The 15,578-nt window shown below is 44.3% G+C and carries 12 protein-coding genes; 4 read left to right on the top strand and 8 right to left on the bottom strand.

Going from position 1 to position 15,578, the window contains the following annotated elements; translation table 11 throughout:
- Positions 1-73 precede the first annotated feature (73 nt).
- The 4 genes from BLW60_RS15120 to BLW60_RS15105 form a co-directional block, all read right to left on the bottom strand.
- A complete protein-coding gene (locus BLW60_RS15120) occupies positions 74-622 on the bottom strand; it encodes a hypothetical protein (protein WP_074718870.1) in 549 nt (182 codons plus the stop codon).
- 213 nt (positions 623-835) lie between these two features.
- Complete coding sequence (locus tag BLW60_RS15115) at positions 836-2,029, bottom strand: ABC transporter permease (RefSeq protein ID WP_074718868.1); 1,194 nt, start codon at positions 2,027-2,029, stop codon at positions 836-838.
- Positions 2,016-3,149, bottom strand: a complete 1,134-nt coding sequence (locus BLW60_RS15110) for an ABC transporter permease (RefSeq protein ID WP_074718866.1) — start codon at positions 3,147-3,149, stop codon at positions 2,016-2,018. The genes BLW60_RS15115 and BLW60_RS15110 overlap by 14 nt, the downstream gene beginning before the upstream one ends.
- A gap of 2 nt (positions 3,150-3,151) precedes the next feature.
- A complete protein-coding gene (locus BLW60_RS15105) occupies positions 3,152-4,102 on the bottom strand; it encodes an ABC transporter ATP-binding protein (RefSeq protein ID WP_074718864.1) in 951 nt (316 codons plus the stop codon).
- Between the two features lie 168 nt (positions 4,103-4,270).
- Here BLW60_RS15105 and BLW60_RS15100 point away from each other — a divergent pair, with 168 nt between their 5' ends.
- Positions 4,271-4,900, top strand: a complete 630-nt coding sequence (locus tag BLW60_RS15100; RefSeq protein WP_074718863.1) for a response regulator — start codon at positions 4,271-4,273, stop codon at positions 4,898-4,900.
- Between the two features lie 103 nt (positions 4,901-5,003).
- Here the strand turns inward: BLW60_RS15100 and BLW60_RS16940 are convergent, their stop codons facing one another.
- Entirely contained in the window at positions 5,004-8,336 is a 3,333-nt protein-coding gene (locus tag BLW60_RS16940) for a CotH kinase family protein (RefSeq protein WP_074718861.1), read from the bottom strand.
- A gap of 530 nt (positions 8,337-8,866) precedes the next feature.
- Between BLW60_RS16940 and BLW60_RS15090 the strand changes: the two genes are divergently transcribed.
- The gene (locus tag BLW60_RS15090; RefSeq protein ID WP_074718859.1) at positions 8,867-9,421 is read left to right on the top strand and encodes an RNA polymerase sigma factor; all 555 of its coding nucleotides are present in this window, start codon (positions 8,867-8,869) and stop codon (positions 9,419-9,421) included.
- Positions 9,408-10,976, top strand: a complete 1,569-nt coding sequence (locus BLW60_RS15085; protein WP_074718857.1) for a hypothetical protein — start codon at positions 9,408-9,410, stop codon at positions 10,974-10,976. The genes BLW60_RS15090 and BLW60_RS15085 overlap by 14 nt, the downstream gene beginning before the upstream one ends.
- Positions 10,977-11,444: 468 nt before the next feature.
- Here the strand turns inward: BLW60_RS15085 and BLW60_RS16935 are convergent, their stop codons facing one another.
- From BLW60_RS16935 to BLW60_RS15075, 3 genes are all read right to left on the bottom strand, one after another.
- Positions 11,445-11,618, bottom strand: a complete 174-nt coding sequence (locus BLW60_RS16935; protein ID WP_175460956.1) for a hypothetical protein — start codon at positions 11,616-11,618, stop codon at positions 11,445-11,447.
- Between the two features lie 437 nt (positions 11,619-12,055).
- The gene (locus BLW60_RS15080; protein ID WP_074718855.1) at positions 12,056-12,457 is read right to left on the bottom strand and encodes a YolD-like family protein; all 402 of its coding nucleotides are present in this window, start codon (positions 12,455-12,457) and stop codon (positions 12,056-12,058) included.
- Positions 12,458-12,643: 186 nt separating this feature from the next.
- Positions 12,644-14,146: a Y-family DNA polymerase gene (locus tag BLW60_RS15075; RefSeq protein ID WP_074718853.1), complete on the bottom strand. Its 1,503-nt coding sequence runs from the start codon at positions 14,144-14,146 to the stop codon at positions 12,644-12,646.
- A gap of 427 nt (positions 14,147-14,573) precedes the next feature.
- Here BLW60_RS15075 and BLW60_RS16930 point away from each other — a divergent pair.
- Positions 14,574-15,578, top strand: a 1,005-nt coding sequence (locus BLW60_RS16930; protein ID WP_074718851.1) for a hypothetical protein, incomplete at its 3' end; no start/stop codon positions are given.

Here is a 15,578-nt window from a genome sequence, read left to right as displayed (position 1 = left end):
TGGCGGACAAGAGGCAATTCCTCTTATCCGCCATTGTTTTACCCTCATTGAACAATTTCTATATCTTTTTTCGTTATATCGGTAATGGTCCCGGTTTGACAGGTATCGTCGGATCAGGACGCTGGACAGGATCAAGAATAGGAGGCAGTATCCTTACATTTACAGCTGCTGTATCAGTTATCCATAAGCGTCCTATCATAGTTACAACGCAGAAATATCTGCCTGGGGTATAAGCATTATACTTATATGACGTAGCCCCCTCGATAGGACCGTTCTCGTCATACCACTGAAATCTGAGTCTCAGCAAGTCTATATCGTCCATTGACTGTATTTTTTTCTCAGGTCTTGGGAAGGAATGAGCTTCGTCTATCATCTTGAGCTTCTTGCCAACTTCAAGGACAGCCATTTCACTGGGCTTTATGTTGAACTTATTCTGCTTCAGTACGAACTCTGTGTCTTTGTACGGATTAAAATTCCGCCCAGTCTGCGGTCTCAGCTCAGGTTCTAATTTCACTATATTCTCAGGATCCAAGCTTTTCGCGCCTGCGGGCAAAGCCGTCAGTCCGCATAGCAGGACTGCACTTGATAGTATGCATAGTGTTTTTTTCATGATCGTTTTCATATAAGCCCCTCCTTAGTAATAATTTAGTGTATTTAAAACGTCTCGCGTTTAATGGTTATTGTGACTTTATTTTATCACACTGTTCCGAAAAATGATAGATAACAAATGTCATTGCCATAGTGACATTTGTCACTTTTTTCGGCATATTGGTACTACAAATATAAGCAAGGGCGCACTTCCGTGCGCCCTTTATACTCAATATTCATTTATATCTTAATGCTCAGCAGCTGCTGCCTTTTTTACGGCAGTACCGATAGCTGCACCGCTGTACTTTACCTTGCGGACGAGCAGAGTGATGATAACCATAGCTGCTGCAAATCCTAACTGTATCAGATAGCACTGTATTACCTCATTTAAACTGAACTGAGTGATATCAGCTATCATATTATTTGCTCTTACGTACCAGTAAGCAGGCAAAAATCTTGCAACAGAAAGCACCTTGTCGCTGAGTACCTCCACAGGGATAAATATACCGCAGAAGAAGCTCATACCAAGTCCGAGCACCTGAGTTATAAGGTTGAGTACGTTGTCCTTGGGTTCAAAGCTTGCTACAAGCACAGCCATAGTGCCGACAACCACAGCGAATATAAAGCTGTTGAGAACTGCGTACCACGCTCTTCCTGTGTAAAACTCCTTGTTGAGTATCATACCGCCTATCATAAACAGCAGCCATATTATAAACACAAACAGGAAGCTTCCGAGGAACAGCTGGAATGTATACGAAGATTCTTTCAGGCATGAGCAGTTTGTACGGTAGCGTATATCCTTCTTGTTCATAGTGACAAGCACAAGGCTTACTACGCTGATAATTATAGATACGAGTATATATGGCATATACTGGAAATAGCCTGCAAAATCAACGCTGAAGTGTGAATTGCCGCCCTTGTCTATCCTGCTGAGCATATTCACCTCTGCATTCTGAGACATTGCGTCTTCTGCATTTGCAACAGCCTCATCAAATGCCTCGCCCATGCTGAGATAAGCCTTTACTGTGCTTACATACTCGTCAAGGAACTGTCCCATATATACTACAGAAAAGCTTTCGTCAAGATGATAGCTGCTGAAAAGCTCTGCTGTTTCCCCTGCTCTGAGCTTGTCGGCATAACCCTTATTTATAATAAGTGCATAATCTATCCTTCTGTAGTAAAGTGAATCTAAAATGGTATCCTTATCCTTCTCTATTTCAACTATATCATTGCTTTTCTTTATAATTTCTGCCAGCGCGTGGCTTTCGGGAGTATCGTCCTCATCGAAAATGCTTATATCCAGCCTTTTGGCTTCAAACTTGTTATCATTTGTCGAAGCGTTTGCAATAATTGCCGATATGGCAAAAAAGCAGACGATATATATTAATGCTGAGGGAAGCCTGCTCCTCATTACCTTGAACATCGCCTTAAATACTTGCATATTTCTTCCTCCTTGAAGTTACAAAGCCAAGAACTATAAACATAACGGATATTACCGCCATAGTTATGAGCTTTGTTATGAAACGGTCATAGTCCTCATAGATATTGAGGCAGTAGAAGCAGTCAGCGATCACTGCTGCGGGATTGATGTTATTGAACCACGGTATCCTTGCTGCAATAATAGCCTTCATATTGCCCACCATAAGGCCGCTGCAAAAACACAGCAGCATTGATATTGAAACAAGCAGCGCACTCTTTGCCTTTTCTCCTATGTGGGTAAGTGAACCAACAAAGAAACCGAAGGAAACACCTGTGATACCGCCGAGTATTGCCGAAGGATAAACCAGCCACAGTCTGTCGCCGAAATCTACTTTGAGAACGAATGCAAGATAAGAAACACATATTACCATACATATGGTCTCAAGGATAAAGCTGCCTGTAAGACAAGCGAGTATGCTTATTGATTTTTGTACGGGTGAGCAGTTGTTTCTTGCGCCGAGAGGTGAAAGGTTAGCCTGATTTTGCATAGTGATATGCATACCTGTTATACAGCCGAACATTGCTACCATAGCGATGAGGTTGTAGAAATACTGTATATACATATCGGGGTTGCCCTGTGTAAGAGGTATATCCCTGCACGAAGAAGCTGTCTCAGATGTAAGTGAAGCGATGACTTCCTGTGCCTTTTCGGGAGCAGTATTTATAGCGTCCATAGCTATTTTTTCACGGACTTTATACTGCTCGATAAAGGATTTCAGCATCGTCTCACGTATGCCCTTTTCCTTAACTGTAAGACTGATATTGTCGGAGGTAAAGATTATTCCCTCTACCTTGCCGTCATCAAGCATCTTTTCAGCCTTTTCCTTATCTGTAAAGCTGGCTTTGAGGAAGGGTTCATCAGACTTTTCAATGCCCTCGATGACCTGTCTGAAAGCTGCATTTTCGCTCTCTTCAACTATGGCAACGGGTATTGAACTGAATTTCTCGGTCTTTTCGTAAATGCTTCCGAAAGCTATCTTAAAACAAGTGCCGAGGATTATTGGAAAAAGTATGAGCCATATGATAAGGTCTTTTGTGCGCAGACCGTTTTTCAGCTCATATTTAAGGATATGCATGAACATGGTCATTCCTCCTTGTCTCTGAGGGCTTTTCCTGTTATTTCAAGGAATACGTCATTGAGCGTCGGAAGCTCTGTATATACTCTGCCGAAGCTGAGCTCGTTCTTCTGAAGCACTTCAAGTACTCTTATAAGATTATGCTTGCCGCCCGAGCAGTAAACGGTGAGCTTGCCGTTGCTGAGGTCAGTATCGTATACATGAGGCAGTGAAGCTATCTCTTTTACGATATTATCAGGTACATCAAGTATCTCGATAGTGATAGTCTCTGTATTCTTTATCATGCGTTTCAGCTCGTCCTTAGTACCCTCAGCTACTTTTCTGCCCTTGTCCATGATAGCTATGCGAGTACATATCTGCTCTACCTCTTCCATATAGTGCGAGGTATAGATGACTGTAGCACCGTTTCTGTTGAGCTCCTGTATGCCTTCGAGGATACGGTTCCTGCTCTGAGGGTCAACTGCAACTGTAGGCTCGTCAAGGATTATTAGCTTTGGCTTGTGAGCGATACCGCAGGCGATATTCAGTCTGCGAAGAAGTCCGCCCGAAAGCTTTTTCGGATAGAACTTTCTGAAATCCCCGAGCTCTACGAACTTTATTGCTTCCTCAACATATTCCCTGCGCTTTGCCTTGTCCTTGATATAGAGTCCGCAGAAGTAGTCGATATTCTCGTAAACTGTAAGCTCATCAAAAACTGTAACGTTCTGCATGATAACGCCTATATCCTTTTTGATGTCGTAGCTTACGGGAGTCATCTTCTTTCCGAATATCTCGATATCGCCCTTGTCAAAGGCAAGAAGTGACAAAAGACAGTTGATAGTAGTTGTCTTGCCCGAGCCGTTAGGTCCGAGAAGTCCGAATATCTCGCCCTGTTTTATTTCAAGGTCAAGGTGATCCAGTGCGATGAGATCACCGTAGCGTTTTACAAGATTATTTATTTTTATAACTGTGTTTTCCATAGCAGTTCCTCCCTGTTGTGTTTTACTGTAATCATTATACCTCAGCTGAAAAGCATTTTGTAGTGTCTGGAGTCAGTTTTTGCATATGACATTTGTCACATTGTGTACTTGAAAAAAATGTACCGCTATGATATAATAATGAAAAGATCACGGCATAAAGGAGCAATTATGGACATTATCGTAATAGATGACGACAAGCTCGTGGCTCTGTCGCTTAAAACTATACTTGAAAATTCGGGCAAGGTCACTGTTGCTGCTATGGGTTCAAGCGGCAAGGAAGCAATAGAGCTTTACAAAAGTGTCAGACCTGATGTTATACTTATGGATATACGCATGGAGGGCATGACGGGTATCGAAGCAGGCGAGGTCATACTGAAAGAGTTTCCCGACGCTAAGATACTTTACCTCACCACTTTCTCGGACGATGAGTACATCATCAAGGCACTGAACATGGGTGCAAAGGGATATATACTCAAACAGGACTTTGACGGCATAGTCCCAGCACTTGAAACTGTCATGGGCGGACAGAGCGTTTACGGCAATACCATAATGAATAAGCTCCCCGAGCTTATGAAGCCCAAGGAGCGATATGACTTTGCTGCTCACGGTATAAGCGACAAGGAGCGCGAGATAATGGAGCTTGTTGCAGAGGGACTGAGCAATAAGGAGATATCGGGCAAGCTTTTCCTCGGCGAGGGCACTATCCGCAATTACATAAGCAATCTCCTTGACAAGCTGGAACTCCGCGACAGAACTCAGCTTGCAGTATACTATTATACAGAAGTAAAAGGCATATAAAAGTAGGGGCGGATAGTATCCGCCCATTATTTTACATTCATGTTGACAAACAAAAGGGCTGCACATTATCGTGCAGCCTTTTTGCTGTATAGTAAGTAATTAATTAGAGAGAACCTTTTCCGAGGAGATACTCCTGAATTTTCAGAGCATCGTTTGCAGTAAGACCTGCGCTCTTCTTATCAACGTCTGCATTTGCAGCACCCTGTTCTGTAATGTGGTTCTGGTCGTTACCATTTACACCGTACTTGTTAGGATTTGCAAGAGCCTGCATTATCATAACTGCGTCAGAGAGATCTACCTGACCGTCACAGTTTGCATCACCGCTGAGAGTTACATTTACGAACTGTGTAGGCTGTGCAGATGTTGTAGTAGTTGTTGTGATCTGTGTTGTAGTTGTAGTAGTCTTTGTAGTAGTTGTTGTCACCTTTGGCTCAGAGCTGCCAACCTTGTATACAGGCTTGATAGTAATGCCTTCGCTTACAGGAACTGTGATAGTATCGGAAGTTGTATCTGAAACTGTTGCACCTGTTACCTCCCAGTGATCGAAAGCATATCCGTCCTTAGGAGAAGCTGTTGCAGTTACAGGGAAGTCTGTGAAATACTTACCACTCCATGTGCTCATAGAATCATCAAACTTGATAGTATTGAGCTGTAATGAGCCCTTGCTGCTGTCGTTGCTTACATTAACTGTAGCAAGGCTGCCAGTGAGATTCATATATGTCTTCATCTGGCTTGTAACATTGCCGTATCTTGTGTTGTAGAATGTTTCGAGAAGCTTATAATCTTCCTCAAATGTCTGCTCATTGTGAGTGTGCTTTGAAGATGGGAAACGCTTGTATGTATCAAGGATCTGCTGCTTGAAGCCCTTGTAGTAGTTTATAGCTTCTGTAGTCTTCTTTGTATCGAAGTTGTAGTTTGCAAGATCCATGAATGTAAGCTCAAACTGCTGTCTGAATGTCGGGTTCTTCATAAGATTTGAGAATGCGCCGCTGAGAGAACCGCCGCCTCCCATGAAGCCTCCGAATCCGCCCATGCCGCCACCTGCAGCCTGATTGAAGCTGTTGTAGGTAGGACCTGTCTCGCTAACCTTGTCAGCAAGGTTAGAGCTGTACTCTGTATCAAACAGTACCATTCTCCACTTGCCGTCTGCATATGGATTTTCAGGATCTACAGCATTTGAACGCCATACACCTGTATTATTATTTGGCCAGTCGTGGTTAGCCCAGTAGATCTGAGCTGCGAAATAGTCAATGAAGCTCTGTATATCAAGCTCTGCGCAAGCTCTCTGATAGTTCTCATCGAGAGTCATATCAACTCTTGAAAGGTTACCGAGGAGATTGTTCCACTCGCTGAGATCCTGATCGTTGCCGTCCTCAAGAGAATTGTTCTTGATAAAGCAGACATCATTCTTCTTTATGCCATAGTGTGACTTGAAGTAATCTGAGTTATACTTCTCCATGAGCTGGTAAATGCCCCAGAACTCACCGTCGATAAAGAGGATACACTCGCTTGTAGCCTGTGTGGTCATAGCTCTGTCAGTAACAAGTGACTGTGCTATAGAATCACGGAAGAAACCTGCCATATTGTCGTTACCGCCGTTTCTGATAGTGAAGCCGTCAAACGTGTCGATGACCTTGTTGTTCTTAGCCTTTGTAGCTTCTCCTTCAAAGAGATCGTATTCAACACTGCTCTTGCCGTAATCCTGACGAGCAAAGATGTTGAAGCTCTTCTGTGGCCATGCACGGGAAGCAGCACCCTTTGTTCTGATGCCTACGTCCTGAGAAACTACGCTCTTGCCGTTCTCGAATATCTCGATATTTGCAGGACGCTCCCAATCAGGACCTTTCTGATTGTAGTTAGCCTGTGACATGAATGCCATGTCGCCCATGTTGAAGCCGCCCATACCGCCAGCTCCACCGTCACCGCCGAAGCCTCCGAAACCACCGAAGCCGCCTGCTGCGCCGCCGTTATCTCCACCAGCCTGACCGCCGAAGCCGCCAAAGCCTCCGAAGCCGCCCTGCTGAGCACCGCCCTGCTGTACGTCATCACCGTCTGCAAGTATCTCGGGAGTATCTATGCTGTCAAGGCTGATGCTGTCGAATACAGAAGCATCTTCCTCTTCTTCATCTGAATTTACAACAAGACCGCCTGCACCGCCGAGCTGGAAGTTGCCCTGCTGAGCATCGCCCTGCTGCTGTCCGCCGAAGTTGAAGTTGCCCATATTGAAGCCGCCCTGCTGTGCGTCGCCGTTATTCTGGTTTCCTCCGAAATTGAAGTTGCCCATGTTGAAGCCGCCCTGCTGAGCGTCACCGTTATTCTGGTTTCCTCCGAAATTGAAGTTGCCCATGTTGAAGCCGCCCTGCTGAGCGTCACCGTTATTGTTGCCGTCACCTGCCTGCTGGCCCCAGTTGCCCATGTTGCCCCAGTTACCCCAGTTGCCCATGCCTGTGCCGCCTTCGTCGTATACCTTACCTGTTACGTAGATACCTTTTTCATAATCGAAAAGGTTTGAAGGATCAGTAACGAGAGAGATAACTTTCATATTTCTGTAGCGTTCAACATTTGCTGAACCTATGAAGTATGTCTTTGTTATGATGCTGCTTGTTCTGCCCTGTGAGTCTACTGCCATAGCACGAACTACAGCAGCCTTGAGTACGCCCTCATCAGGAGCAACAATATCAGTATAAGCTGTAACGTCTGTTCTTGCGCTGTACTTGTTAGGCTCACTTGTCATATCCTTGACAGTGATAGCACCTGTGTACTTTTCAGACTCAGTAGTAGGATCGCTGCCGTCTGTTGTATAATAAACCGTAGTTCCCTGCGGAACGTCGATAGTAAGTGCAAAGCCGTTGTCATAGAAACCGCTCTCAGCAGAGAAAGAAGGAGTTCTTACTGCGTTTGAACCCTCGGGAGCAGCATTGTTCTTGCCCGGAGTTGTGCTCATAACGTAGAACTCGCCGCTGCCGTCGGGATACTGACCGTAGGAAGTATCCTTTGCCATATCCTCGAATGTTATCTGTGAAGCGATATTGCCCGAAGCATCTGTAAGTGTGAGAGTCTCACCGCTTGTTGAAAGTCCGAAAGGAGCAATAGAAGCGTTTGTCTCGCCTGCTGTACCGTCACAGAAAAATACCTTTCCTGTATTTGGCTGGATCACTGTACCTGACGGGATAGTAAATCTGTAAGGTGTCTCTGCCTTATCTGTGAGTCCCCAGCCGCTTATATCCACAGGGCTGCTTGAATTGTTGTAAAGCTCTACCCAGTCATACATCTGTCCGTCAGGAGCAGCATATGTAGTATTCTTTGGGCAAACCTCATTGATAGTTACACCTGTAGCTGCTGCTGCCTTTGGTGCAGGATACAGACCTGCTGTACCGAGCAGCATTGCAAGACTCATTATTCCTGCACAGGTTCTTTTTGCTGATTTCTTTGACATAATATTCCCTCCATTTTGTGATTTCCCATATTTTCGTAATTACGCGGCTTAACGCCGTTTTCACATTTTCATCATACCTGTATCATATATTTCCATTCTTAAAATAATCTTAAAGTAATCTTAATAAAATGTCGTTTTTATGCTGCCTGCCGCACATTCATTCTCCGCGATATTACGTTATTTTTCCATATTAGCAATACATCATTATGCACAAATCAGACTAACTAAAAGAGCAAAAACTGAACAAAACATAAAAAGTCCGCAAAAAATGAAAAAGCACAAAATGTTGCGTCTTTCGGTTTTTATCATTCTCATTGTATCTTATTATATATAACGCTTCCGAGTTACGATCGGGCCGTTAATAAAGCTCAAAAACTTGACTATTTCCGCGATATGTGGTATCATTAACTATGCTGCTTACAAATGGTGTTACCAATGATATATACTGTTAATTGATAATTTATATGAGAGAAATGTCCTCCTCAGACGTCTAAGTAGTGAGAGGACATTCCTACGGAAAGGGGGAGCTCATGGATAACGGTGCAAGTAGCTACCGCCGTTACCTTGACGGTGATGATAACGGATTAGTTGATCTGATCCGCGACTATAAAGACGGTCTGATCCTCTATCTCAACGGCATAACAGGCTCTCTCAGTCTTGCCGAGGAGTTCATGGAAGATACATTCTTCAAGCTATCCGTCAAAAAACCTAAATTTTCCGAAAAATGCACCTTTAAGACATGGCTTTATACCATCGCACGAAATCTCACCATAGATGAACTGCGCAAAAGGTCGCGTATTTCCGACACTCCCGCAGATGAATACTATGATATTTCCGACGAGCGGAATATCGAAAGGGAATATTTGCAGGAAGAACAAAAGATCTCGCTCCACAGGGCTATGGAAACCCTCAGCTCCGATTACAAGCAGGTGCTCTACCTGACATTTTTTGAAGAGCTGAGCAATTCTGAGGCTGCTAAGGTAATGCACAAAAGCAACCGTCAGATAGAAAATCTCCTGTACAGAGCAAAGCTCGCGCTGAGATCAAAGCTTGAAAAGGAGGGCTTTGAGTATGAAAGACTATAATGAGATAGCAAATAGTGTTTTTCAGCGCAGAGAAGAATACCTGAAAGAGAAAAAACGCAAAAAAGCTCTGATATTAAGAAATGCCACCATTGCTCTCAGCTGCTGCATTATGATAGCTGTGGGCATAGGCATCTGGAATATCGGTTTGCTGAAGGATATCAAGCCATCTCCTCACAAGGAAGACTACACATTACCATCACCCAACGTAACAACGGCTGTAACAACATCAGATGAGGATATTACCACAGAAATTACTGTCGCTACTGCGGCAAATGATATCCTTGAAACTACGGCAATTGTTTCTGATAATTCTGCGCAAAGCGGAGAAAGCGGTACAAAAACTACCTCCGCAAACGGTCACAGCGGCTCAGGCAATGTGACGACATCACGTTCAGACAGTAAGACTTCGGAAAGCAATGTAAGGACAACTGCTTCAAGCATTGAAATTACTTCTTCCAATAATTCGTCTCATCAGAACCTTACAACTTCACATCATCAGTCACCTGTATTGACCACACTGCGTTCTGATGTCCGCACAACTACTACAACGCCACGAATATCAACACGCACTACAACGCGGCGCACTTCGACCACTACAAGACGTACATCGACCACTACACGTCGAACATCTACCACAACAAGACGTACTTCAACTACTACACGTATTCCTGTAGCTACTACGACTACAAAAGCACAGACAAGACCTGTAACGTCTACTACAAGGATATACACATACTCCCCTGTAGCAACTTCGACTACGGCAGTGTATACAACACGACCTGCGTATTCATCAATGACATCTGTAATGACATCTATAGTTTACACGCAGCCTGCATACACATATTCCCCTGTTGCCACTTCGACTACTGCTTCACATTCTTCCGCACAGCCTGTATATACATCTACGACGCCCACACCTGTATTATCAACAACACACACCGATCCGCCTCACTCTAAATTCTATTATAACAGCACAACATATACAGTGGCGGGATGTGAGAATTTTGATACTTCTTACGCCAAGGAAGAGCTTTACAGAAGTGGTATATATGACGTAGCACTTGGACGACTTACCGTGTATACCGTATATGCTTACAAGGATTTCTCTCCCGATTTCCTGTGTATGGTGGAATTTGATGACGGCGAGACCTTCTTAGGCATTAACTGGGATTACGTTCCTGATAATCTTGGCGAATTTTTAGATGCTATTGACTTCCCTGACAGTTTCAATTTATACTCCTTATATGACTCCGTCAATTCAAAGTATATAAATTCGCCGGATTGTACCCCATTGACAGAATTTCTGAAAAGCAACAAAAATGCAGGCATCATTCAGATAATTGACGACTTCTATCCCAAAACAAAAGTTGAATTTGATTATGATATGCTATCTACAGGTGATGATTATACCTGTATATTTGGACACGTGAGTATATCAGCAGATCAGACATTAGTAATATTCATAGCTGATGATTACGGCCACCGTACATATGAGTTCAACGTTGACAGTACAACTCTTGACAAATTGTACGCATCACTACAAAAAAATGTTTAAAATAGCCCACACCGACCGCAATATTTGGTCAGTGTGGGCAATTTTTGCATATTTCCCTCATTTTGTCCACCAAATATTTCTTTTATAGGTTGTTATCAATTCACATTTTATTTATAATAATAATATAGCAAATAGGCTATAGGGATATTAAAATTTGGAGAAAGCTCCTAAAGTGAACATCGCTGCTGTCAAAGGCAGCAGCGGTCACTCACATTTGTCCGCACAAGTCAAAAGCTGAAGCGGTCAAGCCAGTGCAGATTCTGCAAAACGGACAGTCTTATAAAAAAAGAGAGAAAACAGGCAGTTCTCTCATTGCTATCCGATATTGCAGCAGCTCCTGAGGCAGCGGTGGAAATATTCAGCCCGGCGAACCTGTTACCCTCCCACAAACGCAGTTCCCGATATGCGGCGTATATTTCCACAGCACCTTTGAGGACATCTTTACGATTTCGTTCTTTCTATGCAGATTTACGCAGACTCTGCATGAAAGACAAAATATGTACGTACCGCAAAAGCAGTATGTACGCTTGAATTTCCACTTTCAAGACTATCAAGGAGCTTTTGACCTTCTCTCTGTGTGAGATCAAGGAAGTCTCTGAAAGCTTCTGTATCGGCGAGGCAAACGGCACATTTCGTGTACAAAGGCTGACGGTCCCTCTCCCGTCACCTTTGTCCTCGGCGGTATAAACTGAAAAAATAATGTTACAGGCACAGCATTATAAATGAATTCATTCCGTTGCAATGAGCGGGTTCACAAAGTATAAAGTCCTGTTTCCCTTTCAGACAGGCAGTGCATCGATACGATGCAAAACAAAGTCAACAGACCCGCAGGCGGGGAGACTCTGCACTATACTCCCCTGACCTGCATTCGGGTTTGCTGTTCCCCGATAATTCGACAGGATAGCGCGAAGCTCGGGGGCATACGCAGTATCACGCAGAGATCGTACAAACGAATTTTTACAAAGACTATAGGCGGTCTTTGTGATATATTGTAAGTAATTCCTTTGCTATCCGATCCTTTTGTAAGAGGGCAGATCAGAACAGTCTTATCTCTTAGGCGGAGATAGGGCTGTTGCTCTTTATAAGGATATTTTTATGATATCATCAAGAGGTATGCGCAGTCCGCCGCAGAGCACTAACTGCCGCGTAACTTCTTCTATGAACCGCACATTCCCAGATACGGTAATATACTTTCCTCCCGATTTATGCTTATCGGGAACAAAATAGGTTATCTCGCAATAAGGCTCTGAAGCGATACGTGCGCTGAGGAGCTGTATTTTTTTGTTCAGTTCAGCTGCTTCGTCCTCGCAAAGCTCGGCTTTTGCATCGGTAAGTCTTGCGGACTCGTCAATAGCGTCCTCATAGCCTGTGAGAGCCGCAAAGGGCGCGAACTGCGCCGCACGGTTCCGCCGCGGCATCTGTGCCCTTGTCGTTGAAACATGGTGCGGCATATTGATTATATCATCATACTGTCCCGACATCATTCTGCCCCCTCGTAGTAATTCATAATTCATAATGCATAATTCATAATTGTAGGGGCGGATATTATCCGCCAGAGCCTTACGCAATAAATAAAATTAATGCGCTGTAGGGAACGCCGCCCTCGGCGTTCCGCAAATCACGCATAAACTTCAAATGACACACCATATGAACGAGCAAGCTGGAAATTAAGCTCTGTGTCCGCCTATCTGTCTGTTGCGCGACATCGCAGTTGCTCCGTCGCAGAGATTGCTTCCGCGGAGCACTGCGTTCTTGCCGTATCTCTCCTTCATTCTCAGCATGGCAAGCTGCAAATTTTTCTCGCGGCGGAGTACCGCCTGCTCCTGCTGACGGCGTTTCTCATTCTCCTCGGGGTCTGAGAAAAAGTCCAGCTGTATTATCTCTTCCCTGACCGAGCTCTCGGGCACTACCCTGTTTGCATTGACGGTTATCCTTCTCACCAGCAGGCGGAAGTCCGCTATACGGTCAAAAAGCTGCATCATGGCTTCGGTTATTATTTTCGATGACGATACAGGCGCATCAAGATTTATGGTACCGTGAGCGTGAACAGGCACAGCCCTGCCATAATGGTCAAGCACCACCTTGCCTTCGTAGCTCCGCCTTATATCCTCGTTCTGCAAATTCTTTACATCATAGCCTATAGTAAGCGTCAACTGACCGGTAACGAGCCCCTTACCAAGCAGTTCAAGAGCCAGCATATCAGCCATTTCCCATGTTATTAGCCGCGCCGTACTGTACTCCGTAGCCTCCTGCAATACCTGCCCCGAGCTTATACTGTTCGTTTCGGGACGATAGCTTTTCACATCAGCAATAGTGCATGGCTCCCACCCCCAGGCGTGGTCAATGAGGAGCTCCGCATTTACTCCGAACATCTTATAAAGTGCCCTTTCCCCGAACTCGGACGTGGAAAATCTTGCGATATCACCCATTGTAAAAAGTCCGCAGTGTTTCAGCCTTTCCGCATAGCCTCTGCCCACGCGCCAGAAATCCGTAAGGGGCTGATGCTCCCACATAAGACGGCGGTAGGACATCTCGTCCAGCTCAGCGATACGAACTCCGTCCTTGTCCGCAGGCATTTTCTTTGCAACGATATCCATTGCTATCTTGCAAAGGTACATATTCGTTCCTATGCCTGCTGTAGCGGTTATCTTCGTGGTTTTCAGCACATCTCTTATCATAGTCATGGCAAGCTCATGGGCAGTCATGCCGTAGGTGTCAAGATAAGCGGTAACGTCGATAAATACCTCGTCAATAGAGTAAACGTGTATGTCCTCGGGAGCGACATATTTCAGGTATATCTGATATATCCTCGTACTGTAGGCGATATACAGAGCCATTCGTGGAGCGGCAACTATATAGTCAAGTTCAAGTGAAGAGTCCGCTTCAAGCTCGCTCGCTGTCTCGGACTTGCCTCTGAATTTTTTCCGCGGAGCTCTCATTCTCCGCATATCATTTATTTCTCCCACCTTTGCAATGACCTCGAAAAGTCTCGGTCTGCCGGGGATACCATGAGCCTTCAGGGACGGCGATACGGCAAGACATATGGTCTTATCGGTGCGGCTCTTATCCGCAACAACAAGGTTTGTGTCAAGGGGATCGAGTCCGCGCTCTGCACATTCTACCGAAGCATAAAAGGATTTAAGATCAATAGCAACATATATTCTTTCCATAGCCGCCTCCTCTCCGAACGTCTGTTCTTTTAGTATTATACCACTCTCAGTCACCTGCTGTCAAGGCTTAAAAAGAAAATATGTTCCTTTTTGGTGACATATCACATAAATACAAGCTATAATTATTAGCTTTTCACAATACAACTTTGATAGTTTCACTATCAAGTGCCTATAAAATTGGCTATTTTTTACAAATTTGCACTTAAATTATCTCTCAATAAATTGCAGAAGAATGATTGACAGCCATGTTAAGAAATGATATAATTTTAATATGGGACTATTGCGGAAAAACAACACTATGCTCCGCGGCTCGACATACATAACGATCATATAAAAATATTCGTATCCTCGCTTTTTAAGCGTGTACTGACAATCAAACGCGACTATATGTATTATGTCCTTACTTAATTTTAGGGAGATGTGTAACATGAATCAAGACTCAATTTCATTTGATCTTGGCTGTAATTTTGATTACAAGCTTTTTGACTTTGTTGATGAGTACGACAAGAAGCACGCTATAACAAGCTTCTTCGGAAAGCTCAAATTCGACGGACTTCCGGGCGGACGTACAGCTTCTATTATACCTGACTTCACACTCGATCAGCTTGCTGATTATGTCAAGGAATGTAAGAAGCGCGACATCACATTCAACTATCTTATCAACCCGCTTTCAATGGATCAGAACGAGATCGATCCTGTAGTGGGCAAGCAGATACGTGATTTTATCCACCAGATGTACGATCTTGGCATAAGAGCATTTACTCTTAATTCGCCTATCCTTATAAAGTATGTAAAGAGAGAGTTCAAGGACGTTTTCGTAACACTTGGTCTTTATGCTTATCCTACAACTATACAGCATATCGAATACTGGAGAAACTGGGGCGTTGATGAGATCACTCTCGATCACGGCTTCAACAGAAAGTTCGATCTTCTCAGAAAGGTGCTCACACAGTACAAGGATACTGACCTTCACCTCCGTGTAATAGCTAACAATCTCTGCCTCAGAGAATGTCCTTTCCGTCTTGCACACGGCTGCTTCGTAGGTCACTCAGACCCCGAGCTGTTCTCAATGGACTACTCACTTGTCAACTGTGCATACAAGAAAGTAACTCACCCTGCTGCTATCCTTACAGCTGAGTTCATTCGTCCCGAGGACGTTCACTATTACAGAGAACTTGCAGAAGAGACAGGCAACAAGCACTTCTCAATCAAGCTTATCGACAGAACAAGAACAACAGATTTCCTCGAAAGAGTAGTAAAGGGCTATATGTCAGAGTCCTACGACGGAAATCTTCTTGATATCGTTAACTGGCCACAGGCTAAGACAATTGCTACACGTCCCGATCAGTCCAAGGAAGGTCTACAGGCAGATGCAGGTGCTCCTGCTGCAAGTGCTCCTATGGGTGCAGGTGGTCCTCCAATGGGTATGCCT

The sequence above is a fragment of the Ruminococcus flavefaciens genome (assembly GCF_900108555.1).
GTDB lineage: Bacteria > Bacillota > Clostridia > Oscillospirales > Ruminococcaceae > Ruminococcus > Ruminococcus flavefaciens_P.
This window is presented reverse-complemented; position numbering and strand designations above follow the sequence as displayed.

What these genes read in the sequence shown, in the direction of transcription:
- BLW60_RS15120 (WP_074718870.1), bottom strand. Translation starts at nt 622, where the DNA reads ATGAAAACGATCATGAAAAAAACACTATGCATACTATCAAGTGCAGTC.
- BLW60_RS15115 (WP_074718868.1), bottom strand. Translation starts at nt 2,029, where the DNA reads ATGCAAGTATTTAAGGCGATGTTCAAGGTAATGAGGAGCAGGCTTCCC.
- BLW60_RS15110 (WP_074718866.1), bottom strand. Translation starts at nt 3,149, where the DNA reads ATGTTCATGCATATCCTTAAATATGAGCTGAAAAACGGTCTGCGCACA.
- BLW60_RS15105 (WP_074718864.1), bottom strand. Translation starts at nt 4,102, where the DNA reads ATGGAAAACACAGTTATAAAAATAAATAATCTTGTAAAACGCTACGGT.
- BLW60_RS15100 (WP_074718863.1), top strand. Translation starts at nt 4,271, where the DNA reads ATGGACATTATCGTAATAGATGACGACAAGCTCGTGGCTCTGTCGCTT.
- BLW60_RS16940 (WP_074718861.1), bottom strand. Translation starts at nt 8,336, where the DNA reads ATGTCAAAGAAATCAGCAAAAAGAACCTGTGCAGGAATAATGAGTCTT.
- BLW60_RS15090 (WP_074718859.1), top strand. Translation starts at nt 8,867, where the DNA reads ATGGATAACGGTGCAAGTAGCTACCGCCGTTACCTTGACGGTGATGAT.
- BLW60_RS15085 (WP_074718857.1), top strand. Translation starts at nt 9,408, where the DNA reads ATGAAAGACTATAATGAGATAGCAAATAGTGTTTTTCAGCGCAGAGAA.
- BLW60_RS15080 (WP_074718855.1), bottom strand. Translation starts at nt 12,457, where the DNA reads ATGTCGGGACAGTATGATGATATAATCAATATGCCGCACCATGTTTCA.
- BLW60_RS15075 (WP_074718853.1), bottom strand. Translation starts at nt 14,146, where the DNA reads ATGGAAAGAATATATGTTGCTATTGATCTTAAATCCTTTTATGCTTCG.